The sequence below is a fragment of the Zestomonas ipomoeae genome (genome assembly GCF_057128665.1).
On the sequence record NZ_JBSKHQ010000007.1, the window covers coordinates 43,704 to 68,589 of the forward strand.

General features: G+C 65.5%; 22 protein-coding genes and 1 pseudogene. 7 read left to right on the plus strand and 16 right to left on the minus strand.

From position 1 onward, the window contains the following. Positions 1-109: 109 nt before the first annotated feature. From ACWKV7_RS10170 to ACWKV7_RS10195, 6 genes and pseudogenes are all read left to right on the plus strand, one after another. A pseudogene (locus ACWKV7_RS10170) lies at positions 110-1,078 on the plus strand (GGDEF domain-containing response regulator); the annotation flags it as partial. Between the two features lie 3 nt (positions 1,079-1,081). After that, positions 1,082-1,996 carry a putative 2-dehydropantoate 2-reductase gene (locus ACWKV7_RS10175; RefSeq protein ID WP_483857545.1) on the plus strand — a complete coding sequence of 305 codons (915 nt, stop codon included), beginning with the start codon at positions 1,082-1,084 and terminating at the stop codon, positions 1,994-1,996. Between the two features lie 45 nt (positions 1,997-2,041). Beyond that, entirely contained in the window at positions 2,042-4,060 is a 2,019-nt protein-coding gene (locus ACWKV7_RS10180) for a sensor histidine kinase (protein ID WP_483857546.1), read from the plus strand. 13 nt (positions 4,061-4,073) lie between these two features. Continuing rightward, positions 4,074-4,655, plus strand: a complete 582-nt coding sequence (locus ACWKV7_RS10185; protein WP_483857547.1) for a cob(I)yrinic acid a,c-diamide adenosyltransferase — start codon at positions 4,074-4,076, stop codon at positions 4,653-4,655. 56 nt (positions 4,656-4,711) lie between these two features. After that, positions 4,712-5,332 carry a glutathione S-transferase gene (locus tag ACWKV7_RS10190; protein ID WP_483857548.1) on the plus strand — a complete coding sequence of 207 codons (621 nt, stop codon included), beginning with the start codon at positions 4,712-4,714 and terminating at the stop codon, positions 5,330-5,332. A 17-nt stretch (positions 5,333-5,349) separates the two neighbouring features. After that, complete coding sequence (locus tag ACWKV7_RS10195) at positions 5,350-5,823, plus strand: OsmC family protein (protein ID WP_483857549.1); 474 nt, start codon at positions 5,350-5,352, stop codon at positions 5,821-5,823. A 59-nt stretch (positions 5,824-5,882) separates the two neighbouring features. Here the strand turns inward: ACWKV7_RS10195 and ACWKV7_RS10200 are convergent, their stop codons facing one another. From ACWKV7_RS10200 to ACWKV7_RS10230, 7 genes are all read right to left on the minus strand, one after another. Then, a complete protein-coding gene (locus ACWKV7_RS10200) occupies positions 5,883-6,548 on the minus strand; it encodes a polysaccharide lyase family 7 protein (RefSeq protein ID WP_483857550.1) in 666 nt (221 codons plus the stop codon). A 248-nt stretch (positions 6,549-6,796) separates the two neighbouring features. Continuing rightward, a complete protein-coding gene (locus ACWKV7_RS10205; protein WP_483857551.1) occupies positions 6,797-7,024 on the minus strand; it encodes a DUF3820 family protein in 228 nt (75 codons plus the stop codon). Beyond that, positions 7,021-7,965 carry a Nudix family hydrolase gene (locus ACWKV7_RS10210; protein ID WP_483857552.1) on the minus strand — a complete coding sequence of 315 codons (945 nt, stop codon included), beginning with the start codon at positions 7,963-7,965 and terminating at the stop codon, positions 7,021-7,023. Before ACWKV7_RS10210 ends, ACWKV7_RS10205 begins: the two co-directional genes overlap by 4 nt. Next, positions 7,965-8,600, minus strand: coding sequence for a glutathione S-transferase family protein (locus ACWKV7_RS10215; protein ID WP_483857553.1), 636 nt, complete (start codon positions 8,598-8,600; stop codon positions 7,965-7,967). Before ACWKV7_RS10215 ends, ACWKV7_RS10210 begins: the two co-directional genes overlap by 1 nt. Positions 8,601-8,740: 140 nt before the next feature. Beyond that, positions 8,741-9,958, minus strand: coding sequence for a bifunctional glutamate N-acetyltransferase/amino-acid acetyltransferase ArgJ (gene argJ / locus ACWKV7_RS10220; protein ID WP_483857554.1), 1,218 nt, complete (start codon positions 9,956-9,958; stop codon positions 8,741-8,743). A 127-nt stretch (positions 9,959-10,085) separates the two neighbouring features. Beyond that, entirely contained in the window at positions 10,086-12,818 is a 2,733-nt protein-coding gene (secA, locus tag ACWKV7_RS10225; RefSeq protein WP_483857555.1) for a preprotein translocase subunit SecA, read from the minus strand. Between the two features lie 117 nt (positions 12,819-12,935). Beyond that, complete coding sequence (locus ACWKV7_RS10230) at positions 12,936-13,862, minus strand: M23 family metallopeptidase (RefSeq protein ID WP_483857556.1); 927 nt, start codon at positions 13,860-13,862, stop codon at positions 12,936-12,938. 79 nt (positions 13,863-13,941) lie between these two features. On the opposite strand from ACWKV7_RS10230, the gene ACWKV7_RS10235 reads away from it, so the two are divergent. Further along, positions 13,942-14,403, plus strand: coding sequence for a DUF721 domain-containing protein (locus tag ACWKV7_RS10235; RefSeq protein WP_483857669.1), 462 nt, complete (start codon positions 13,942-13,944; stop codon positions 14,401-14,403). Between the two features lie 86 nt (positions 14,404-14,489). Here ACWKV7_RS10235 and lpxC read toward each other — a convergent pair whose 3' ends face one another. From lpxC to murD, 9 genes are all read right to left on the minus strand, one after another. Then, complete coding sequence (gene lpxC / locus ACWKV7_RS10240; RefSeq protein WP_483857557.1) at positions 14,490-15,401, minus strand: UDP-3-O-acyl-N-acetylglucosamine deacetylase; 912 nt, start codon at positions 15,399-15,401, stop codon at positions 14,490-14,492. A 112-nt stretch (positions 15,402-15,513) separates the two neighbouring features. Then, positions 15,514-16,707 (minus strand): cell division protein FtsZ, encoded by a 1,194-nt coding sequence (gene ftsZ / locus ACWKV7_RS10245; protein ID WP_483857558.1) that lies wholly within the window; start codon positions 16,705-16,707, stop codon positions 15,514-15,516. Between the two features lie 46 nt (positions 16,708-16,753). Continuing rightward, positions 16,754-18,001, minus strand: a complete 1,248-nt coding sequence (gene ftsA / locus ACWKV7_RS10250) for a cell division protein FtsA (RefSeq protein WP_483857559.1) — start codon at positions 17,999-18,001, stop codon at positions 16,754-16,756. A 17-nt stretch (positions 18,002-18,018) separates the two neighbouring features. After that, positions 18,019-18,873 (minus strand): cell division protein FtsQ/DivIB, encoded by an 855-nt coding sequence (locus tag ACWKV7_RS10255; protein WP_483857560.1) that lies wholly within the window; start codon positions 18,871-18,873, stop codon positions 18,019-18,021. 3 nt (positions 18,874-18,876) lie between these two features. Further along, the gene (locus ACWKV7_RS10260; protein ID WP_483857561.1) at positions 18,877-19,821 is read right to left on the minus strand and encodes a D-alanine--D-alanine ligase; all 945 of its coding nucleotides are present in this window, start codon (positions 19,819-19,821) and stop codon (positions 18,877-18,879) included. Beyond that, entirely contained in the window at positions 19,818-21,272 is a 1,455-nt protein-coding gene (gene murC / locus ACWKV7_RS10265) for a UDP-N-acetylmuramate--L-alanine ligase (RefSeq protein ID WP_487249207.1), read from the minus strand. The genes ACWKV7_RS10260 and murC overlap by 4 nt, the downstream gene beginning before the upstream one ends. Next, on the minus strand, positions 21,265-22,335 hold the full coding sequence (gene murG, locus ACWKV7_RS10270; RefSeq protein ID WP_483857562.1) for an undecaprenyldiphospho-muramoylpentapeptide beta-N-acetylglucosaminyltransferase: 1,071 nt from the start codon (positions 22,333-22,335) through the stop codon (positions 21,265-21,267). Before murG ends, murC begins: the two co-directional genes overlap by 8 nt. Further along, a complete protein-coding gene (ftsW, locus tag ACWKV7_RS10275; protein WP_483857563.1) occupies positions 22,325-23,536 on the minus strand; it encodes a putative lipid II flippase FtsW in 1,212 nt (403 codons plus the stop codon). The genes murG and ftsW overlap by 11 nt, the downstream gene beginning before the upstream one ends. Next, positions 23,536-24,882 carry a UDP-N-acetylmuramoyl-L-alanine--D-glutamate ligase gene (gene murD / locus ACWKV7_RS10280; RefSeq protein ID WP_483857564.1) on the minus strand — a complete coding sequence of 449 codons (1,347 nt, stop codon included), beginning with the start codon at positions 24,880-24,882 and terminating at the stop codon, positions 23,536-23,538. The genes ftsW and murD overlap by 1 nt, the downstream gene beginning before the upstream one ends. Positions 24,883-24,886: the final 4 nt, after the last annotated feature.

The following is a 24,886-nucleotide window of genomic DNA, read 5'->3' on the forward strand; positions in this document are numbered from 1 at the left end:
CGGAAGGGGCGCGCCTGGCTTGACGGTTAAAATGGGCGACTATTATATCTATTCATAAAAGCGCCAACCGCTATATGCTGGCACCTTGCGTCCTCACCAATGAGTTTCTTTTATGCCCAACCCCCATCTCAGCATTCTGGTGGTGGACGATGCCAAGTTCTCCAGCGCGATGATCGGCCGTTCCCTGACCCAGGCCGGCTACCAGAACATCCGCTACGCCAACAGCGCCAGCGAAGCCCTCAAGCTGCTTGAACAACGCCCCGCCAGCGTGCTGCTGGCCGACTGGCTGATGCCGGAAATCGACGGCCTGGAGCTGACCGCCCGAGTGCGCCAGCTGGACGAGATGGCCGATCACTACACCTACGTCATCCTGCTCACAGGCAAGGAAGGCGAGAACGTGCTGAACGAAGCCTTCGACCGTGGCGTCGACGATTTCATCAGCAAGGCATCGATGAACGAGCAACTGGTGCCGCGCGTCTATGCTGCCGACCGCCTGTGCAACACCCTGCAACGCCTGCTGCAGGAGAACCATCTGCTGACCCAGAACATCGCCAGCCTGGAACAGCGCAATCTGGTGGACCCGCTGACCGGCCTCGGCAACCCGCGCTACCTGCACATGAAGCTCGCCGACAGCCTGCGCCAGGTGGAGTCCCGTGGCGGTGCACTGTGCTACCTGCTGATCGGCCTGCAGGAGGCTGCCGATCTGCGCGCCCGTCACGGCGAAACCTTCCATAACGAACTGCTGCATGGGGTCGCCCGGCGCCTGCAACAGTTGGTGCGCCCGCTGGACGTGCTGACGCGGCTGGACGAGACCCACTTCGGCATGATCGCCCTGCTGGAAGACCTGCACGAATGTTCGCCGAGCAGCTTCAAACGCCTGCACGAGGGGCTCAACCTCAAGGCCTTCAAGACCAGCGAAGGCTTCATCAGCCTGAAAGCCGGCATCAGCCTGGTGGGCCTGGATGCCAAGGGGCTGCCGGTGAAGCCCGAAGACCTGATCAAGCACGCCGAAGGCCTGCTGCCCGAGTCTTACGCCAGCGGCCGGGTCGCCGCCATGCGCCTGCCCCTGACGCGCTGAGCCATGTGGCACGTGCTCGGTGCCGGCAGCCTCGGCGGCCTCTGGGCCGCCCGCCTGTCACGCGCCGGTCTGCCGCTGCGCCTGATCCTGCGTAGCCGCGAGCGCCTGGCAGCCTACGACCGGACCGGCGGCCTGACGCTGGTCGAGCAGGGCCAGGCCAGCTTCCATGCGATTGCCGCGCAAAGCATCGACGACGACTCACCGATCGAGCGTGTGCTGCTGGCCTGCAAGGCCTACGACGCCGAGGCAGCCGCTGCCAGCCTCGCCCCACGCTTGTCCGACGGGGCCCACGTGATCCTCCTGCAGAACGGTCTGGGCAGCCAGGAGGCGGTCGCCGCCCGGCTGCCCCGACAGCGCTGCATCCTGGCCTCCACCACCGAAGGCGCCTTTCGCGATGACAGCGCGCCCTGGCAAGTGGTGTTTGCCGGCCAGGGCCATACCTGGCTCGGCGACCCGCACGACAATACGCCGCCCGCCTGGCTGACCGACTTGCAGGCCGCCGGCATCCCGCATAGCTGGACAGAGACAATCCTCGACCGTCTCTGGCGCAAGCTGGCACTGAACTGCGCCATCAACCCACTGACCGTACTGCATGACTGCCGCAACGGTGGCCTGGCCGATCACCTCGACGAGGTCGCCGCGCTCTGCAGCGAGCTGGGCCGGTTACTCGACGTCTGCGCTCACCCGGCTGCGGCGCAGGGCTTGTATGACGAGGTCGCGCGGGTGATCCAGGCCACGGCGGCCAACTACTCGTCGATGTATCAGGATGTCGCCCACGGCCGCCGCAGCGAGATCGCCTATCTGCTCGGCTACGCCTGCGCCGCCGCCGAGCGGCAGGGCGTGCAGGCGCCACGCCTGCACGCCCTCCATCAACGCCTCAAGGCAGCCCTCAGCGCCCGCGCATTGCCCAGCCACTGAAGCCCGCGCTAACCTGCACAGCATACCAACCGCGATCCACTCGCCATGTCCCTGCGTCAGCGTCTCGAAAACCTGCCGGTCGGCCGCAAGCTGCTGGCCGCCCTGCTGGTCCTGCTCGCCACCGTGTTGCTGGTCGCCAACCTGGCCTTCATCAGCGCCGCCTACTGGATTTCCCAGCAGAGCATGGCGCCACAGGCGCTGCATACCCTCGGCCGACTGATCGCCAGCCCAACCCTGAGCCAGGAGGCGCTATCCTCCCCGGCCGCCGCCGAGGCACTGCTCAAGCGCCTGGATGATTACGCGCCGCTGCGCGCCGCGGTGATCTACGGCAGCGATGGCCGCGGCCTCGCCCAACTCCAGCGCGGCGGCAAGCTGTCGGTACCTGAGCATATCGATCAGTTGCCGAAGTGGCGCCTCACCGAATTTCGCCCGAACCAGCTGATCGAGCTGCCCTTGCCGGGTCGGTCGCCCGGTCATCTGTTGCTGGTGGCCTCCAGCGAATTGCCGGGGGCCTTCTATACCGGCACCCTGACCGCCAGCCTGGTGATCCTGACCATCAGCGTGCTGCTCTGGGCGGTGGTCGCGCGACAGACCCGCCGCCTGATCACCCGGCCGATCCGCAAGCTGGAGGAGCTGTCGCGCCAGGTCACCCGCGAGGAAAACTATTCGTTGCGCGCCGCCATCGGCAACCGCGACGAAATCGGCAGCCTGGCCGACGCCTTCAATACCATGCTGTCGCGCATCGAAGCCCGCGAACAGCAGCTCAAACGCGCCCGCGACGACGCCCAGGCGGCATTCGATCACGCGCAGAGCCTGGCCGAGGAGACCCGCCACTCCAACCGCAAGCTGGAGTTGGAGGTTCAGGTGCGCAGCAAGGTGGAAAAGAAACTCACCGGCTTCCAGAACTACCTCAACAGCATCATCGATTCCATGCCCTCGGCACTGATCGCCCTCGACGATCAGCTCTACGTTACCCAGTGGAACCAGGAGGCCAGCGCACTCTCCGGCACGCGCCTGGAAGAAGCGCTGAACCAGCCGGTGTTCCTTGCCTTTCCGCCGCTCAAGCCGTTCCTGGCACAACTGCGGCGTACCGCCGAGCAGCACAAGGTGGAAAAGATCGAGCGGGTGACCTGGCTCAAGGGCGAGGACCCTCGGCACTACGCGTTGACCTTCTACCCACTGATGGGCAGCAGCGGCCGGGGTGTGGTGATCCGTATCGACGACATCACCCAGCGCCTGTCCATGGAGGAGTTGATGGTGCAGTCGGAGAAGATGCTGTCCGTGGGCGGCCTGGCCGCCGGCATGGCCCATGAGATCAACAACCCGCTGGGAGCGATCCTGCACAACACCCAGAACATCCGCCGCCGGCTCTCCACCGACCTGGCGAAGAACCAGGAGCTGGCCGACGAGGCCGGCATTTCCCTCGAGGCGATCAACCACTACCTGCGGGGCCGCGAAGTACCGCAACTGCTCGATGGCATCCAGCAGGCCGGCGCCCGCGCGGCGAAGATCGTCAGCCACATGCTCAGCTTCAGCCGCCGCAGTACCCGCGAGCTGGCCCTGTGCAACCTGAACAACCTGATCGACCAGGCCCTGGAGATCGCCGGCAACGATTTCGACCTCAGCGAAGGCTTCGACTTCAAGGCGCTGACCATCAGCCGCGAGTTCGACCCGCGCCTGGAGCGGGTACCCTGCACCGGCAACGAGCTGGAGCAGGTGCTGCTGAACCTGCTGAAGAACGCCGCCCAGGCCATCCATCAACGCGACGACGACCAGGAGGCCGGGCACATCATCCTGCGCACCCGGCTCAACCCGCCCTGGGCGGAAATCCAGGTGGAAGACAACGGCGCCGGTATTTCCGAGGCGGTGCGCAAGCGCATCTTCGAGCCCTTCTTCACCACCAAGGAAATCGGCGCCGGCACCGGACTTGGCTTGTCGGTGTCCTACTTCATCATCACCAACAACCACAAAGGGCAGATGGAAGTGCAGTCCAAGCCTGGCCAGGGCACCTGCTTCACCCTGCGCCTGCCACTGGCCGCTGCACCCGACGGCTCGGGTCTCTGAGGAACAACGCACCATGGGCTATCGCTTGTCGAAGATCTACACCCGCACCGGAGACAGCGGCCACACCGGCCTGGCCGATGGCAGCCGCGTGCCCAAGGACCACCCGCGGGTGGAAGCCATGGGCGAGGTCGATACGCTGAACAGCCACCTCGGCCTGCTGCTGGCCGAACTCGCCGAGCAGCAGGCGCGCTGGCACGGTCTCGGTGAAGTGGCCGAGGTGCTCGCGCCCTGCCAGCATCGCCTGTTCGACCTCGGCGGCGAGCTGGCCATGCCGACCTACGAGGCGCTGCAGCCCGCGGAGATCGAGCGCCTGGAGAAGGCCATCGACCGCTGGAACGAAGAACTCGGCCCGCTGGAGAACTTCATCCTGCCCGGCGGCTCGCGTCTGGTCGCCCTGACCCACCTGTGTCGCAGCCTGGCCCGCACCGCCGAGCGCCGCTGCCAGCAACTGAACGCCCTGGAGCCGGTGCGCGACGTCGCCCTCGCCTACCTGAACCGCCTTTCCGACCTGCTGTTCGTCGCCGCGCGGCTGATCGCCCGCCGCCAGCAGATCGCCGAGGTGCTGTGGCAGGCCGCCGGCGCACCGCGGCAATGACATCCGCCGTGCCGATACCGGCACGGCCACCCCGCGTCACCTTCAAGGAGAGAAACATGCAACTGGTGGGAATGCTGGATTCGCCCTACGTACGCCGCGTCGCGGTGTCCCTGCAAATGCTCGGGCTGCCCTTCGAACACAACCCGCTATCGGTGTTCAGCACCTTCGGGCAGTTCCAGGCGATCAATCCGGTGGTCAAGGTGCCGACGCTGATCTGCGAAGACGGCAGCGTGCTGATGGACTCCACGCTGATCCTCGACTACGTCGAGCACCTGGCCGGCAGGTCGCTGATGCCGAGCGGAATCGACGCACGTCGCCAGGCGCTGCGGGTGGTCGGCCTGGCACTGGCGGCCTGTGAGAAGAGCGTGCAGATCGTCTACGAGCACCTGCTGCGCCCGGCGCAGAAGCTCCATCAACCGTGGCTGGACCGGATCACCGGCCAGGTGTTGGCCGCCTACCAGGCTCTGGAGAACGAACTGGCGCGCCAGCCGCTCGCACTCGAAGGACAACCCGGGATCAGTACTGCGGTGGCCTGGCAGTTCAGCCAGCAGATGATTCCCGACGTGGTGCGCGCGACAGACTTTCCTCACCTGAGCGCATTCTCCGCCGAGGCCGAACGCCACCCGGCATTCGCCGCCGCCCCCCACGGCAGCGGCACCTGCCAGTCCCACGCCTGAAGCCAGGGAGCACCCCCATGTCGGAACACCATGCCGAAGTCCTCTGGCTGCGCGGCGAGCAGGACTTCCTCGACAATCGCTACAGCCGCCGGCATTCGCTGCGCTTCGACGGCGGGCTCGAGGTGCCGGGCTCTTCCTCGCCCCACGTGGTCCCGCTGCCCATGTCCGATGCCAGCGCAGTCGATCCCGAGGAAGCTTTCGTCGCCTCGCTCTCCAGTTGCCACATGCTCTGGTTTCTCGGTATCGCCGCCAAGCGTCGCTTCCGCGTCGACCGCTATTTCGATGCAGCCGTCGGGACGATGGAAAGGAACGCCGAGGGCAAGTGGTCAATCTCGACGGTGACCCTGCGCCCGCAGGTCGGTTTTTCCGGCGACCGCCTGCCGACGCGCGAGCAGATCGACGCCATGCATCATGAAGCCCACGAGCAGTGCTTCATCGCCAACTCGGTGAAAACGCAGGTGCGCTGCGAGCCGGTCGACGCCTGCCCATAGCCAGTGCCGCAAAACGAAAAACCCGCCAAGGCGGGTTTTTCGCTGTGACAGCCATCGGCTCACGGCAGGTGATGGGCATCCAGGGCATAGAATTCGGCACGCCCGCCTTCGGTTTCCGGCCCCTCGTTGTCGATCGAATACATGCCGGCCTTGAAGTACATGCGCTTGCCTTGCCACAGCGGGTCGATCCGCCCGTTGTAGACCAGACCGTCGATGCGCGCGGTGATGTCGCCGCCGTTGGTAATGTCGATCGCGTAGGTAAAGGGCTGGTTCAGCGGCATGCTCTTGTAGGTCAGCACCGCCGGGCTCTTCAGGTCCAATGGCTGGTTGCGCAGCTCCAGGGTCACGTAGCCGACGCCTTTGATACTGCGATAGACGATTTTGGCGAACGGCGCGGAATTGTCCTTCGAGTGGATCTGGCCGAGGATGACCTTGCCGCTGGAAGGCACCTGGGTCACCGCCAGCCTGGCGCTCAAATGGTGCGAGCCGGCGGTGTAATACCAGTTGTTTTGCGTGCCATTGGCGAAGGTTTCCCGCAGCTCGCTGCGCGGATAGACGCTCCCCCCCGTGGAGGTGCCCGTAGCCGGCGCCCAGAAGAACAGGGTCGAGCCGACCTGCTGGAAATACGGGCTGCTGTAGCCCGAATTCACGGATGCCGTGGAAATGGTGAGGGCGGGTTCTTCGACGGGAACCGTCAGATTCCAGGTGCTGAGATCAATCATCATTACTACCTACTGCTTGGGCAGCAGACAGCCCGTCCTTGGAGGCTGGCGCTGCTGTTCTAAGTGGTGAATGGCAGATGGGCACAGTGGCCACCAAGACCGTAACGGTTTTGACGCCATTTTCTTGACCGCGCAGGGATAGACGGTCATACCGCCGGTCGATGACCAATGTGCGAACGCGCAGGCCCGCTGCGCGACAGCGCAGGGCACCGCCTGGTTCGGAAAGAAGAACGAAGAAGAACGCCTACGAATCAGCGCTGGCGGGCAACCGTCCGGCGCAGCGGCTCCAGCAAGGCACCCAGGCCGTTGTGATCGATCTCGTACATCAGCGCCAGCAACCGCCCGATCTCTCCGGGCGGGAAGCCTTCCCGAGCGAACCAGCCCAGGTAGTTGCCAGGCAGGTCGGCAATCAGCCGCCCTTTGTACTTGCCGTAGGGCATGCTACGGCTGACCAGCAACTGCAGATCTTCGGGTTTCATGCCTGCGGCCACAGCCCGCGGATGCCGGCGACCCCCTGGGCGCCGACCTGCCAAGCCCGCTCCAGGTCCTTGCGGCCGAGCCCGCCGAGCAGGTAGGCGGGCTGGTTGAAGCCCTGCAGCCATTCGGCTGCGCGCTGCCAGCCCAAGGGGTCGGCCTGCGGATGGGTCTGGGTCGGCAGGATCGGCGACAGGGTAACGAAGTCGACCCCCATCTCGCCCGCCAACGCCAGTTCCTCGGCACCGTGACAGGACGCTGCCAGCCAGCGCTCGGCGGGCAGCGGCCGGCCGGCGGCCGCCAGCTCGCGCAACTGCCGGGCGGTCAGGTGCCAGCCGGCGGCGGGCAGGTCGCCCAGCCACTCCAACGGCCCCTTGATCATCAGCTGGGCCCGGCCGGCGCACAGGCCTTGGGCATCGGCGGCCAGGAGCCGGTACTCGGCATCGAACATCTCCGGCGCGCGCAATTGCACCAGACGGATGCCGTCATCCAGCGCCCGTTGCAATCCCTGCAGCAGTGCCCTGCCACTCAGGTTGTCCGGGGTGATCAGGTAGGTCTGGGGCAAGCGCGCCGCGGCAACGATGGGCCGGTTGGCAGCGGGAAACCGGTAGTCGCCCAGCTGCCGCGGCGAAACCCAGGCCAGCGGCTGGCCCTCGGCGCCATGGGGCTCGCCGCTGAACCGGTTCACTTCCCAGACATCCAGCAGCACCTGCTTGTCCGGATAGTCATGGCGCACCTGGATCAGCGGCCGAGCCGCCTCGACGCGGATGCCCAGCTCCTCCTCCAGCTCCCGGGCCAACGCGCGTTCGACCGTCTCGTCATCCTCCACCTTGCCGCCGGGAAACTCCCAGAGGCCGCCCTGATGCTTGTCCTCGGGACGTCTGGCGATCAGCACCCGGCCATCGGCACCGCGAATCACCGCGGCCGCGACATGCACCCGCGTCATCAAAGCGTCTCCGTTTCCTGCAGGGCCGCCTGGTACCAACGCTGGAAGGCCGGCCACTGGTAGATGGTCTCGACGTAGGCCGCCGCGGTTGCCGGCAACTCGACGGCGTAGCTGCGCAAGCGGGTCGCCACCGGCGCGTAGAACGCATCGGCGACGCTGGCATGGCCGAACAGGAACGGGCCGTCCTGGCCGAAGCGTGAGCGGCAATCGGCCCAGAGTGCGCAGATCCGGTCGATATCGGCAGCCACCTCGGCCGGCATGGTCGATAGCGCCTGGCTCCGCTTGAGGTCCATCGGCATATGGCTACGCAAGGCGGCGAAACCGCTGTGCATCTCCGCGCATATCGAACGGGCTACCGCGCGCGCATACTGCCCGCGCGGCCAGAGATGGGACTCGGCGAAGCGCTCGGCAAGGTATTCGGCGATGGCCAGGGAGTCCCAGATCGGACCTTCCTCGCTCTGCAGCACCGGCACCTTGCCGGTCGGCGACTGGGCCAGCAGGCGCGCGCGGCTGCCCGTCTGGAACAGCGGGATACGCAGCTCGTCGTAGGGCTCCTCGGTCAACGCCAGCGCCAAAGCGGCGCGCAGCGACCAGGAGGAATAGTTCTTGTTGCCGATCACCAGTTGCAGCGCCATGGACGCCTCCCCTTCCGTTGTGGATAAGCCATAAGTCAAGGCGACATATGAAAGGCGCAGCCGGCAAAAAGCAAATTCCACGTGCTCATTGCCGGATGCCTGGCGGGAATAGCGAGCGGGCCGGGGGGCGGCCCGGAGGCTCAGGTGCGGTATTCGGCGTTGATCTTCACGTACTCGTGGGAAAGATCGGTAGTCCAGATGGTTTCGCTGCAGGTGCCGCGTCCCAGCTCAATGCGGATGCCGATTTCCTCGCGGGCCATGACCGCCGCACCCTGTTCCTCGGTGTAGTTCGGCGAACGGCCACCCTGGCTGGCGATGCAGACATCGCCGAGGTAGACGTCGATCTTCGACACATCGAGCTGCGGCACGCCGGCCCGTCCGACGGCGGCGAGGATGCGTCCCCAGTTGGGGTCGGAGGCGAACAGCGCGGTCTTGATCAGCGGCGAGTGCGCCACCGCATAGCCGACATCCAGGCACTCCTGATGATTCGCCCCGCCGTTGACCTGCACGGTGACGAACTTGGTGGCGCCTTCGCCGTCGCGCACAATGGCCTGGGCCACCTCCATGCATACCTCGAACACCGCGGCCTTGAGCTTGGCGAACAACTCGCCGCCGGACTGGGTGATTTCCGGCAGGGCGGCCTTGCCGGTCGCGATCAGCATGCAGCAGTCGTTGGTCGAGGTGTCGCCGTCGATGGTGATGCGGTTGAACGACTTGTTCGCCGCGTCGCGCAGCAGGTCCTGCAGCACGCCCTGGGCGACCTTGGCGTCGGTGGCGATGTAGCCCAACATGGTCGCCATGTTCGGCTTGATCATGCCGGCGCCCTTGGAGATGCCGGTGACCGTGACGGTCACGCCGTCGTGCGCGAACTGGCGGCTGGCGCCCTTGGGCAGGGTGTCGGTGGTCATGATGCCGGTCGCCGCCTCGGCCCAGTGATCCTCCGCCAGGTCGGCCAGCGCCGCCGGCAGGGCCGCCTCGATCTTTTCCACCGGCAACGGCTCGCCGATCACCCCGGTGGAGAACGGCAGCACCGCGTTGGCCGGCACCCCCGCCAGCTCGCCGAGCTTGGCACAGGTGCGTGCGGCGTTGGTCAGTCCCGGCTCGCCGGTACCGGCATTGGCATTGCCGGTGTTGGTCAGCAGATAGCGCACCGGACCGAGCACGCGCTGCTTGGCCAGGATCACCGGCGCGGCGCAGAAGGCGTTCAGCGTGAACACCCCGGCCACGGTGGAGCCCTCGGCACAGCGCATCACCACCACATCCTTGCGCCCTGGACGCTTGATGCCGGCGGACGCGATGCCGAGTTCGAAACCGGGAACCGGGTGCAGGGTCGGCAGAGGGCCAAGACCAACAGCCATGTATGCGCTCCTTAAGAATTGTCAGCGGAACAATGGGCGCCGCACCGGCCGGCGCGGCGAAAAGTCGATTCAAAAACGCCGCGAGCGGCAGGAGCCGGTCGCGGCGCTTTACTCAGCCTAACCGGGCCTAACCGATTTGCCCGTGGCAGTGCTTGTACTTCTTGCCGGAACCGCAAGGACAGGCTTCGTTGCGACCGATCTTCTGCTCGCCGCGCACCGGCATGGCCACCGCCACGCCCTCGTCCTGAGGCACCTCTTCGGGTTGGTTCATGCCCGGCGCTTCAGCATGTTGGAACTGCATGCGACGGGCGAGTTCCTCGGCCTCGCGGCGTAGACGCGCCTCTTCCTCGGCGGGATCCTCGCGGCGCACCTGCACGTGGGAGAGCACGCGCATGGTGTCGCGCTTGATCGACTCCAGCAGATCCTGGAACAGGGTGAAGGACTCGCGTTTGTACTCCTGCTTGGGGTTCTTCTGCGCATAGCCGCGCAGGTGAATGCCGTGGCGCAGATGGTCCATGGTGGACAGGTGGTCCTTCCACAGGTCGTCCAGCACACGCAGCAGGATCTGCTTCTCGAAGGTACGCAGCGCCTCGGCGCCGGCCATATCTTCCTTCTCGTTGTAGGCATCCAGCAGGGCCTGCAGGATGCGCTCGCGCAGGGTTTCCTCGTACAGCTTGTCGTCTTCGTCGAGCCATTGCTGGATCGGCAGACGCACGCCGAAGTCGCTGGCCAGGGCATCTTCCAGACCGGCGACGTCCCACTGCTCGGGCAGCGACTGCGGAGCGATGTGCTGGTCGATGACGTTGGTCAGCACTTCCTTGCGGAACTCGGCGATGGTTTCGCCGACGTCGCCAGCAGCCAGCAGGCTATTGCGCATGTGATAGATCACCTTGCGCTGCTCGTTGGCCACGTCGTCGAACTCAAGGAGCTGCTTGCGCATGTCGAAGTTGCGCCCTTCCACCTTGCGCTGGGCCTTCTCGATGGCGTTGGTGACCATGCGGTGCTCGATGGCCTCGCCGGACTGCATGCCCAGGGCCTTCATGAAGTTCTTCACCCGGTCGGAGGCGAAGATGCGCATCAGGCTGTCTTCCAGCGACAGGTAGAAGCGGCTGGAGCCCGGGTCGCCCTGGCGACCGGCACGGCCCCGCAACTGGTTGTCGATACGACGCGACTCGTGCCGCTCGGAGGCGATCACATGCAGGCCACCCGCTTCGATGACGCGCTGGTGGCGCTTCTGCCATTCGGCCTTGATCTGGGCGATCTGCTCGTCGGTGGGAGCCTCCAGCGCGGCAACCTCCACTTCCCAGTTGCCGCCCAGCAGGATGTCGGTACCGCGGCCAGCCATATTGGTGGCAATGGTCACCGCACCGGGGCGACCGGCCTGGGCAATGATCTCGGCTTCCTTCTCGTGGTACTTGGCGTTGAGCACCTTGTGCTCGATGCCCTCTTTCTCCAGCAGCCGCGAAACGTACTCGGAGCTTTCGATCGAGGCGGTACCGACCAGCACCGGCCGGCCCTGAGCCTGGCATTCCTTGATGTCGGCGACGATCGCCGCGAACTTCTCATCCTGGGTCAGATAGACCAGGTCGTTGAAGTCCTTGCGCGCCAGCGGCTTGTTGGTGGGGATCACCATCACTTCCAAGCCGTAGATCTGGTGGAATTCGAACGCCTCGGTGTCGGCGGTACCGGTCATGCCGGACAGCTTCTTGTACAAGCGGAAGTAGTTCTGGAAGGTGGTGGAGGCCAGGGTCTGGCTCTCGGCCTGGATCGGCAGCCCTTCCTTCGCCTCGATGGCCTGATGCAGGCCCTCGGAGAGGCGACGACCGGGCATGGTGCGCCCGGTGTGCTCGTCGATCAGCAGCACCTGGTTGTTCTGCACGATGTATTCGACGTTGCGGTGGAACAGCTTGTGCGCGCGCAGACCGGAGTAGACGTGGGTCAGCAAGCCCAGATTATGGGCCGAATAGAGGCTCTCGCCCTCGGCCAGCAGACCGGCCTGGGTTAGCAACTCCTCGACGTATTGGTGGCCCTGCTCGTTGAGTTCGACCTGGCGGGTCTTCTCGTCCACCGAGAAGTGGCCTTCCTGGGTGACCACGCCTTCCTCTTCCTCGATGTGCTGCGTGAGGCGCGGGATCAGTTGGTTGATCTGCTGGTAGAGCTTGGAGCTGTCCTCCGCCTGGCCGGAGATGATCAGCGGGGTACGCGCTTCGTCGATCAGGATCGAGTCCACTTCGTCGATCACGGCGAAGTTCAGCTCGCGCTGGAACTTGTCTTCCAGGCTGAAGGCCATGTTGTCGCGCAGGTAGTCGAAGCCGAATTCGTTGTTGGTGCCGTAGGTGATGTCGGCGGCATAGGCGGCGCGCTTCTCTTCCGGCGGCTGGAAGGGCGTGACGACACCAACCGAGAGGCCGAGGAACTCGTACAACGGACGCATCCAGTTGGCGTCGCGGCGGGCCAGGTAGTCGTTGACCGTGACCACATGCACGCCCTTGCCTTCCAGGGCGTTGAGGTAGACCGCCAGGGTCGCCACCAGGGTCTTGCCCTCGCCGGTGCGCATCTCGGCGATCTTGCCCTCGTGCAGGGTCATGCCACCGATCAATTGCACATCGAAGTGACGCATGCCCATGACGCGCTTGCCGGCTTCACGCGCCACGGCGAACGCTTCCGGAAGCAGCTGGTCAATGGTCTCGCCTTTGCCCAGACGGGCCCTGAACTCTTCGGTCTTGGCGCTCAGTTGCTGGTCCGACAGGGCCAGCATCTGCTCTTCGAGGGCATTGATGGTCTGCACCACCTTGAGCATGCGTTTGACTTCACGCTCGTTCTTGCTTCCAAAGAATTTCTTCAACAAAGGCGCAAACATATCGACAGGATCTTCCACACAATGGATGGAGGGCGGCCCCGTGAGTCGCCCGGGCAGCCTTCGTGGCCGCATGCGAAGGCAGCATTCTACTCGGAAACGTAGGAGAGGAAAGCCGCGTTATTCCACAGCCGCGGCACGGGCGATGAAGCTGGAGGGGTTGATGGCCAGACCGTTGTGCTTGACCTCGAAGTGCACGTGGTAACCGGTCGAACGCCCGGTGCTGCCGACCTTGGCAATGGCCTGGCCGCGCTGGACCAGTTCGCCGACCTGCACCAGATTGCTCTGGTTGTGCGCATAGAGCGTGACATAGCCGTCGGCGTGGCTGATCTCCACCACGTTGCCGTAGCCGCGCTTGCGCCCGGACCAGGTCACCACGCCGGCCGCCACGGCCACTACGTCGCTGCCAGGCTTGGAGGCGAAGTCCACGCCCTTGTGAACGCTCAGCCGGCCGGTCAGCGGATCGCTGCGCCGGCCGAACGGCGAGGAGATGTAGCCCTGCAATACCGGCCGGCCGGACAGGTGCTCGGCTTCGCTCAGGCGGCGCTCGGCGATCATCTGCTCCAGCACTTCCAGCATCTGCTCGCGACTGTCCAGGCGGTCGCTCAGCTCATCGAGCGTTTCCATGAAGGGCGGCGGTGCGTAGGCCGAGCCCTCGAGCGTCTCCTCGGGGCCGCCCTGGCCGACATCCAGGGAAAAATCGAACTCGCTGGCATCCAGGTCGGCCAACTCGGTCAGGCGCTCGCCCAATGCATCGAGGCGCGTCAGGCGCGATTGCAGCTCGGCCAGGTGGGCGGCGAAAGCGTCCAGCTGACGCTGCGCATCGACCCGGGTGGCGCTGACCTCGGCACGCTGCTCATCGAGTGCCCGGGTCACCAGCGGATCCTGCACGATCAGCGGGGTCTGCGGCGACCACCAGGCGCCGAGCGCCGCCCCGCCAACCAGGCATGAGCCGACCAGCAGCGACAGCAGTAGAACTACCCAGCGCAAATCCAGACTGAGCGAGCGCGTCGCGCCATAGCGGCGGCTGAGCAATATAATGTGCATGGTCAAATCCCCTAATGCACAGCGGCCGGGCAACAGGGTTCTGCTACCATGTCCGCTCTGCGATTTCAGGCCTCCTGCCATGACTTTTCGTCCGTTGCCGGCAAAAGATCCCGCTGCATTGTTGCGCGAGATGAAGCCGCTAAAAGCGCTGTTCGATCAGACGCGCCGCCTGACCCAGCTTCAGAATCTACTGGAAAGCCAGCTGCAACCGGCAGCCCGCGAGCATTGCCAGGTTGCCTCCTGCCGCGAAGGCTGCCTGCTGCTGATCGTCACCGACGGCCACTGGGCAACCCGGTTGCGCTACCAGCAGCGCCGCCTGCTTCGCCAGTTGCAGGCGTTCGGAGAGTTCGCGAACTTAACGAAAATCCACTTCAAAGTGCAACCACGCAATAGCCAGGGACGTGCAAACGGTCGCAATCTGACGCTCTCGATGACCGCCGCCGAAGGTATTCGCGCCAGCGCCGAAGGCATCGAGGACCCCAAGCTGCGTGCGGCGCTGGAGCGTCTTGCCAGCCATACCGCGACAGACGAAAACCGCTGACCGTTGCAGCCGCCGAAACAACCGCAGCAAAAAAGAGGCCACCCGAAGGTGGCCACCAAGATAAAGGAAAGGTAAGAGAGTCTTGCTTACACCGCCGCAACCGGGCGCATGTAGGAGATCGGCGCAGTGCGGGCGTCGTCGAAAGTCACCACTTCCCAAGCGTCGGTCTGCTCGATCAGTGCGCGCAGAAGACGATTGTTCAGGGCGTGCCCCGACTTGAAGCCACGGAATTCGCCGATCAGGCTGTTGCCGAGCAAATACAGGTCGCCGATCGCATCGAGAATCTTGTGCTTGACGAATTCGTCCTCATAACGCAGGCCGTCTTCGTTCAACACTCGATATTCATCGACCACAATGGCGTTCTCGACGCTGCCGCCGAGGGCTAGGTTCTGCGAGCGCAGGAATTCGATGTCGCGCATGAAGCCGAACGTACGCGCACGACTGACTTCCTTGACGAACGAGGTGCTGGAGAAATCCACACTCGCCGTCTGCGTCCGCCCGCGGAATACCGGGTGATCGAAGTCGATCTCGAAGCTCACCTTGAAGCCGTCGAACGGGACGAAGGTGGCGCGCTTGTCGCCCTCTTCCACCGTTACTTCGCGCTTGATGCGAATGAACTTCTTGTGCGCCTCCTGCTCCTGCAGGCCGGCGGATTGAATCAGAAATACGAAGGGACCGGCGCTGCCATCCATGATCGGCACTTCGGACGCGGAGAGCTCGACGTAGGCGTTATCGATGCCCAGGCCAGCCATGGCCGAAAGCAGGTGCTCCACGGTGTCCACCTTGACGTCACCATTGACCAGGGTGGTCGACATGGTGGTTTCGCCGACGTTTTCCGCCCGGGCGGGGATTTCCACCACCGGCTCGAGGTCGGTACGACAGAACACGATGCCGGTATCCACCGGGGCGGGCTTCAGGGTCAGGTAAACCTTCTCCCCCGAGTGCAAGCCGACGCCGGTGGCCCGGATGATGTTCTTCAGGGTGCGTTGTCTGATCATGGCATGGGCCGCTATAGCACTAGTTGCGAATTGTTTTCAACAATGGCCGGCGATGATAGCAGAACCGGCCTTTGCTGAACACCAATCACCTTCATAGTCCTGATAAACCCTTTCAATCGGCTTGACGACGCAGGAAAGCCGGAATGTCCAGGTAGTCCAGGTCGTCCTGCGGGTTCATCTTCGCCGCGGTAGCCGCGCCGGCATGGCTCTGGCGCTGCACGGTGGGGCGCTCGTAGTCCTTGTAGTTGACACCCTGCTCGGTGCGCTGGGCGGCCGGAGCAGCCTGGGCGCCCTGGTTGGCCTGGGCGACCTGCACGGTATTGTCGACAACCTTGACCGGCTTCTCGATTTTCGCGCCCAGACCGGTGGCGACCACGGTGACATGCAGCTCGTCGCGCATGTCCGGATCGATCACGGTGCCGACCTTGACGGTGGCGTGCTCGGAGGCGAACTGCTCGATGATGTTGCCGACGTCGGAGTATTCGCCCAGGGACAGATCCGGACCGGCGGTAATGTTCACCAGGATGCCGCGGGCGCCCTGCAGGTTGACGTCTTCCAGCAGCGGATTGCGGATCGCCGCCTCGGTGGCTTCGCGGGCGCGATTCGGGCCGCTGGCGCAACCGGTGCCCATCATCGCCATGCCCATTTCGCTCATCACGGTCTTCACGTCGGCGAAGTCGACGTTGATCATGCCCGGACGCTTGATGATGTCGGAGATGCCGCGCACGGCACCGGCCAGCACGTCGTCAGCCTTGGCGAAGGCGGACAGCAGGCTGGCGTCCTTGCCGAGGATGGTCAGCAGCTTCTCGTTGGGAATGGTGATCAGCGAGTCGACGCTCTCGGCCAGCGCGCGGATGCCTTCGTCGGCGATCTGCATGCGCTTGCGGCCTTCGAACGGGAACGGCCGGGTCACCACCGCCACGGTGAGGATGCCCAGGTCCTTGGCCACCTCGGCGATGATCGGTGCAGCGCCGGTGCCGGTGCCGCCGCCCATACCGGTGGTGATGAAGACCATGTCGGTGCCTTGCAGCACGTCGGCGATGCGATCGCGATCTTCCATGGCCGCCTGGCGGCCGACTTCCGGGTTGGCCCCGGCGCCCAGGCCCTTGGTCACGCCGGTGCCCAGCTGCAGCACGGTGCGCGCGGCGATGTTCTTCAGCGCCTGGGCATCGGTATTGGCGCAGATGAACTCGACGCCTTCGATGTTGTTCTTCGCCATGTGATTGACCGCGTTACCGCCGCCACCACCGACTCCGATCACTTTGATCACCGCGCTTTGCGGCACGTTGTCTACTAATTCGAACATTTTTCTCTCCTTTCCTTTTCTAGTTGTAACGCCTACCACTACCGCATCAGAAGTTGCCCTGGACCCAGCGCTTGAGCCGTTCCAGAACAGGTGTCTTGGGTTCGTCGCTGCTGTAGCCGAAGTTGGACAGGGAGATGCCCTCGGCCTGTTTTTGCAGGCCGTAGAGCAGCAGCCCCACGCCCGTGGAATAGATCGGGTTGCGCACCACGTCGGCCAGGCCCTTGACGGTGTGCGGCACGCCCAGGCGCACCGGCATATGGAAGATCTCCTCGGCCAGCTCGACCGCGCCTTCCATCTTCGCCGTGCCGCCGGTGAGCACGATGCCCGCCGGGATCAGATCCTCGTAGCCGCTGCGACGCAGTTCGGCCTGGATCAGGGTGAACAGCTCGTCGTAGCGCGGCTCCACGACCTCGGCCAGGGCCTGGCGCGACAATTCACGCGGCGGCCGCTCGCCGACGCTCGGCACCTTGATGGTCTCGCCGGGGCCGGCCAGTTTGGCGAGCGCACAGGCGTAACGGATCTTGATCTCCTCGGCGTACTGGGTCGGCGTGCGCAGAGCCATGGCGATGTCGTTGGTGACCTGGTCGCCGGCGATCGGAATCACCGCCGTGTGGCGGATCGCGCCTTCGGTGAAAATGGCGATATCGGTGGTGCCACCGCCGATGTCCACCAGGCAGACGCCCAGTTCCTTCTCGTCCTCGGTCAGTACCGAATAGGCCGAGGCCAGTTGCTCGAGAATGATGTCGTCGACTTCCAGCCCACAGCGACGCACGCATTTTTCAACGTTCTGCGCGGCATTCACCGCACAGGTGACCACGTGCACCTTGGCCTCCAGGCGCACGCCGGACATACCCAGTGGCTCCCGCACGCCTTCCTGGTTGTCGATCACGTAGTCCTGCGGCAGGGTGTGCAGCACCCGCTGGTCGGCGGGAATCGCCACCGCCTGGGCGGCATCGAGCACGCGCTCCAGATCCGCCGGGCTCACCTCGCGATCGCGAATGGCGACGATGCCGTGGGAATTCAGGCTGCGGATATGGTTGCCGGCCACCCCGACGAAGGCCGAGTGGATGCGGCAGCCAGCCATCAGTTGGGCTTCTTCGACAGCGCGCTGGATCGACTGCACGGTGGACTCGATGTTCACCACCACGCCCTTCTTCAGGCCGCGCGAGGGATGGGTACCGATGCCAACGATCTCCAGCTGACCATCGGCCGCCACCTCGCCCACCAGCGCCACCACCTTGGAGGTGCCGATGTCCAGGCCGACGATCATCTTGCCGCTCTGCACGTTTGCCATGGTTATTGCTCTACTCCTCAGTTCTTCACGGCGACGTTCGCCGCCGTTGCCGCCTCGGGCTCGCGCCAGGCCACGGCCAGGCCGTTGGCGTAGCGCAAGTCGATGCGGGCGATGTTCTCGGCCTGTGCCTTCAGCTCTTTTTCATAGATGGCACTGAAGCGACGCATTTTTTCCACCACATGGTCCCGCCCCAGCAGCAGCTCGATGCCCTGCGAAGTCGAGATGAACCAGCTGCCGCGCTCGCGCAGCTCGAGCTGAGCAATGGAGAAGCCCAGTGGTCGCAGCATCTGGCTGAGCATCTGGTACTGCTGCATCACCCGCTGCTGTGCCCGCTTCGGACCGTTGAGCTGCGGTAAATGTTCGTAGTGAGCCAGTTCGCGCGGCGTAAACGCCTGCCCCTGGTTGTTCAACAGCGCTCCGGCGCCCCAGCGGGCAATCGGCAGTTGCTCTTCCAGGCTGATGTCCACCTGGTCAGGCCAGACCCGCCGCACCTCGGCGTGGGCGATCCAGGGCATGCGCTCCAGCTCGGCACGCATCGCCCGCAGGTCGACGGAGAAGAAACTCACCTCGACGAAGGGCGCGATGCGCTGTTGCACCGCCTGCTGGCTGACGTAGCTGAGGTCGCCTTGCACGCTGACCCGGGCAATCGGCCGGTCCGCATAGGGCAACAGGCGCTGGCCCAGTTCGTAGAAGCCGAAACCCAGCGCGACCAGCATCAGCGGCCAGCCCAGGCGCTTGAACAAGGCCAGGTCCGGCTTCGGCAAACGCGCTGCCAGGGGTTCCTTCGCCACCATGCGACTGGCACCCCGTGGCATCGGCTTGCGCGCGGAGCGGCCGATGGCGGGTTGCGGGTGGCGAACGGTGGCGACCATGGCTCAGCCCCTCGCCTCGAGGCTGTCGGCAAGAATCGCCAGTACCAGTTGCTGGAAGTCCAGGCCGGCGGCGCGGGCGGCCATCGGCACCAGGCTGTGGTCGGTCATGCCGGGTACGGTGTTGACCTCCAGTAGCCAGAACCGGCCGCTGGCGTCCTGCATCACGTCGGCGCGAGCCCAGCCCTGCACGCCGACGGCTTCGCAGGCGCGCACGGTGAGTTCTTTCAGCTCGCTCTCCTTGGCTGCATCCAGGCCGCAGGGAATGCGGTACTGGGTATCGCTGGCCAGGTACTTGGCATCGTAGTCGTAGAAGGTGTGCGGGGTGCCCAGGCCGATCGGCGGCAGCACCTGGCCGCGCAGCATGGCGATGGTGAACTCCGGCCCCTGGATCCACTGCTCCACCAGCACCTGGGAATCGTAGGTGCTGGCGGCCTGCCAGGCGGCGACCAGTTCGGCGATGTCGTTCACCTTGGCCATGCCGATGCTCGACCCTTCATGGGCCGGCTTGACGATCAGCGGGAAGCCGAGCTGGTTGGCGGCTTCCTGGCAGTCCGCGGCGCTGGCCAGCACGGCGTGGCGCGGGGTCGGCAGGCCCAGGCTCTGCCAGACTTGCTTGGTGCGCAATTTGTCCATCGCCAGCGCGGAGGCGAGGATGCCGCTGCCGGTGTAGGGGATGCCGGCGCACTCGAGCAGGCCCTGCATGGAGCCGTCTTCGCCGCCGCGACCGTGCAGCACGATGAAGGCACGGTCGATCTTCTCGTGGGTCAGGCGCTGCAGGAAGTCGTCGCCGACGTCGATGCCGAACGCGTCCACACCGGCACTCTGCAGTGCTTCCAACACCGCCTTGCCGGATTTCAGCGACACCTCGCGCTCGGCGCTGCGGCCGCCAAAAAGCACGGCGACGCGGCCGAAGGCGCGCGGATCATGGGTAGAGTGCAGCGTGCTCATTGGTTCTTCCTTCCGTCGGTCGCGCCAGCGGCAAACAACGGGCTCTGGATCAACTGGGGAGCCAAGGCGCCGATGTCGCCGGCGCCCTGGCAAAGCAGAATGTCGCCGGCGCGCAGCAGTGGCTTGACCAGCGGCGCCAGCTCGACGCCCCGCTCGATGTAGATGGGGTCGAGCTGGCCGCGCTGGCGAATGCTGTGGCACAGCTGACGGCTGTCGGCACCGGGGATCGGCTCCTCGCCGGCCGGATAGACCTCCATCAGCAGCAAGACATTGGCGTCGGTCAGCACCTGCACAAAGTCGTCATACAGGTCGCGGGTACGGCTATAGCGGTGCGGCTGGTAGACCATCACCAAGCGCCGCTCCGGCCAACCGCCGCGCACCGCCTTGATCACCGCAGCGACTTCGCGCGGGTGGTGGCCATAGTCGTCGACCAGCATCACGCTGCCGCCGTCCACCGGCAGCTCGCCGTAGACCTGGAAGCGCCGACCGACGCCCTGGAAGCCGGACAGCCCCTGGACGATTGCGTCGTCAGCGATGCCCTCGTCGGTGGCGATGGCAATGGTGGCCAGCGCATTCAGCACGTTGTGGTTGCCCGGCATGTTCACCGAAACATTGAGCGGCTCGCGGTCCTTGCGCAGCACGGTGAAATGGGTGCGCATGCCCTCCTGGCGCACGTTGATGGCGCGCAGGTCGGCATCTTCGGCGAAGCCGTAGGTCAGGGTCGGCCGGGCGATCTGCGGCAGGATCTCGCGCACCACCGGGTCGTCTACGCAGACCACCGCCAACCCGTAGAACGGCAGGTTGTGCAGGAACTCGACGAAGGTCTTCTTCAGCTTGTTGAAGTCGCCTTCATAGGTGCTCATGTGGTCGGCATCGATGTTGGTGACCACCGCCACCATTGGCTGCAGATGCAGGAAGCTGGCGTCGCTCTCGTCGGCCTCGGCCACCAGGTAGCGGCTGGTGCCAAGCTGGGCATTGGTGCCGGCAGCATTCAACCGGCCGCCGATGACGAAGGTCGGGTCCAGGCCGCCGGCGGCGAATACCGAGGCGATCAGGCTGGTGGTGGTGGTCTTGCCGTGGGTCCCTGCCACGGCGATGCCATGGCGGTAGCGCATCAGCTCGGCGAGCATCTCCGCGCGCGGCACCACCGGGATACGCCGCTCCAGCGCACTGGCAACTTCCGGGTTGGCCTTGTTCACCGCGCTGGAAACCACCAGCACGTCGGCCCGCTCGGCGTTTTCTGCGCGATGGCCGATGAACACCTTGGCGCCGAATTTCTCCAGGCGTTCGGTGGTCGCAGACGTCTTGAGGTCCGAGCCGGAGACTTCGTAGCCCAGGTTCAGCAGCACCTCGGCGATGCCGCACATGCCCACGCCGCCGATACCGACGAAGTGGATGTGGCGGATTCGGCGCATTTCCGGCTGCGGGAACGCTTTACGACTCTCAACCACGGGCCACCTCCAGGCAAATGTCGACCACGCTGCGGGTCGCTTCCGGCTTGGCCAGACGGCGGGCGATGGCGCCCATGGCGGCAAGTTTCTCGGGCTGCATCAGAACCTCTTTGAGCTGCGCGGCCAGTTGGGCCGCGTCGGTACTGCGTTGCGGCAGGAGGACGGCGGCGCCCTCGCTGGCCAGATAATCGGCGTTGCGGGTCTGGTGATCGTCGATGGCATGGGGCAGCGGCACCAGGAAGGCGGGCAAGCCGGCGGCGGCCAGTTCGCTGACCGTCAGTGCTCCCGCCCGGCAGATCACCAGGTCGGCCCAGGCATAGGCATCGGCCATATCGGCGATGAACGGCGAAACCTGCGCCTGCACCCCAGCGGCGCGGTAACGCTCGGCGGTGACCTGGTCATGCTGCTTGCCGGCCTGGTGACGCACCTCCGGCAACAGATTCTCAGGCAGCAGCGCCAGCGCCTCGGGCAACAGCTTGTTCAGCGGCTCGGCTCCCAGGCTGCCGCCCAGGATCAGCAGGCGCACCCGGCGCTGGGCCTGGGCTGGACGGGGCTCGGCCTGGAACAGTTCGGCACGCACCGGATTGCCGGTGGTGCGGCGCTTGACGCTGGCGGCGAAGGTGTCCGGAAAGGCCTCGCAGACCCGGCTGGCGAACGGCACCAGGCTGCGATTGGCGGTGCCGGCCACGGCATTTTGCTCGTGGATGATCAACGGCACGCCGGCCAGGCGCGCGGCCAGGCCGCCCGGCCCGGTGACATAGCCACCCATGCCCAGCACACAGACCGGCTCGAGGTCCCGCACGATGCGCCGCGCCTGCAGCAACGCGCGTATCAACTGAAATGGCGCCTTGAGCAGGGACAGCTTGCCCTTGCCCCGCAACCCGGTTACCTGGATCAGATGCAACGGCAGGCCAGCCGCCGGCACCAGTTCGTTCTCGATGCCGCGCGGCGTGCCCAGCCAGTGCACGGTATAGCCGCGGGCTTGGAATTCGCGGGCGCAGGCCAGTGCCGGGAACACGTGGCCACCGGTACCGCCGGCCATGATCAGCACGTTAGCGGCCATGGGGGACCTCCTCGGCGAAGGCATCTTCGCTGAATTCCACATCCTCGCTGCCCAGCAGATGGCGCCGCTCCCACTCGATGCGCAGCAGCAGGGCGAGGCTCACGCAGCAGATCACCAGCGAGCTGCCGCCGTAGCTGAGGAACGGCAGGGTCAGCCCCTTGGTCGGCAGCAGGCCGACGTTCACGCCGATGTTGATCAGGAATTGGCCGATCCACAGGAACGCCAGACCATAGGCGACATAGGCGGAAAAGAACTGCCGGGCCCTTTCCGCCCACAGTCCGATATACAGCGCACGCACGCTGACGAAGACGAACAGGCCGATGGTCACCAGCGCGCCGACCATGCCCAGTTCCTCGGCGAGCACGGCGAACACGAAGTCGGTATGGGCCTCGGGCAGGTAGAACTGCTTCTGCACGCTGTTGCCGAGGCCGACGCCGAACCACTCGCCACGACCGAAGGCGATCAGCGCCTGGGTCAGTTGGTAGCCGGAGCCGAACTGGTCGGCCCAGGGGTCGGTAAAGGTAATCAGGCGCTGCAGGCGATATTCCTGGGTCTGCACCAGTACGAACACCGCACCGACCGCCAGCAACACCATCAGGCTGAATCGCAGCAGGCCGACGCCGCCGAGGAACAGCATGGCGGCGGCAGCCCCCATCATTACCACGGTGGCGCCGAAGTCCGGCTCCAGCAGCAGCAGACCGGCCATTGGCAGCAACACGACGAAGGGCTTGAAGAAGCCGGCCCAGCTCTCGCGCACTTCTTCCTGGCGCCGCACCAGATAGCCGGCCAGGTAGATCACCACGAAGACCTTGGCGATTTCCGAAGGCTGCACGTTGAACGCGCCGAAACCGATCCAGCGCATCGAACCGTTCACCTCGCGGCCGATGCCCGGCAGCAACACCATCACCAACAGGCCGAAGGCACCGAGCAGCAGCAGCCAGCCGAGGCGCTGCCAGGTGGCCAGGGGAATCATCAGGGTCAGGCCGGCGGCCACCAGGCCGGCGGCCAGATAGATCAGGTGCCGGGTCATGTGGTAGAGCGCATTGCCGGTCTGCACCGCCGCCACCTCGGATGACGCCGAGGTGATCATCACCAGGCCCAGGCCGAGCAGCGCCAGGCAGCCGGCCAGCAACGGGAAGTCCAGATCGATGCCGACCCGGCTGAACAGCGGCGACGGATAGGGACGCAGCAGGGCCAGCATCAGACGAGCCCCTCCACGGCCTGGGCGAACAGCCGCCCGCGCTCTTCGAAATTCTTGAACATGTCGAGGCTGGCACAGGCCGGCGACAGCAACACGGCATCGCCTGGCTCGGCCAGTTCGGCACAGCGCTGCACAGCTTCGTCGAGGCTCCGCACCTTGATCAGCGGCGCCGCATCGCCCAGCGCAGCAGCCAGCAGATCGGCATCGCGCCCCAGCAGCACCACCGCACGACAATACTTCGCCACCGGCGCGCGCAGGGCGGAGAAGTCCGCGCCCTTGCCATCGCCGCCGGCGATCAGCACCAGCTTGCCGGCGGTGTCCGCCCCCAGCCCTTCGATGGCGGCAAGGGCGGCGCCGACGTTGGTGGCCTTGGAGTCGTCGTAGTAGTTCACGTTCCGGCGTTCGCCGACCCACTGGCAGCGATGCGGCAAGCCACTGAACTCCCGCAGAGTCCGCAACATCGGCTCCATCGGCAGGCCCGCGGCATGGCCGAGCGCCAAGGCTGCCAGGGCATTGCTCTGGTTATGGGCGCCGCGCATTTTCAACTCGCGTACCGGCATCAAGGCCTCGAACTGGAAGGCCAGGCACTTCTCGCCCCCCTCTTCCAGCAGCCCGAAACGCTTGAAATCGGGCTTGCCGAGGCCGTAGCTCCAGCACGGCACCTGGTCGGCGATCAGCGGCCGCGACAACGCATCGTCGCGATTCACCACCACCTGCCGGGCGCCGCGGAAGATGCGATGCTTGGCCAGGTGGTAGGCCGGCATGCCGCTGTAGCGGTCCATATGGTCTTCGCTGAGGTTCAGGCAGGTCGCCACCTCGGCGTTGAGTAGCTCGGTGGTCTCCAGCTGGAAGCTGGACAGCTCCAGCACGTACAGCTCGACGTCGTCGGCCAGCAGATCCAGCGCCGGGGTGCCGAGATTGCCGCCCACGGCCACCCGCTTGCCGGCGGCCTTGGCCATCTCGCCCACCAGGGTGGTCACGGTGCTTTTCGCGTTGGAGCCGGTAATGGCGACGATCGGTGCCTTGGCGTGGCGAGCGAACAGCTCGATGTCTCCGGACAGCTTGACGCCGCGGGCGGCCGCCGCCTGCAACGCCGGCGTGGCCAGCGCCAGGCCGGGGCTGACATACAGTTCGCTGGCGCGGCAGAGGAAATCCGCATCCAGCTCGCCGCAACGCACGTCCACCTGCGGGTAGTCGCGCTTCAGGGCGGCCAGTTCCGGCGGGTTCGCGCGCGTATCGGCCACGGCGAAGCGCACGCCCTGGCGCGCCAGGAAGCGCACCAGGGACATGCCGCTCTTGCCGAGGCCGACAACGATGCGGAACTGGTCGGAAGCGATCAGGCTCACGCGA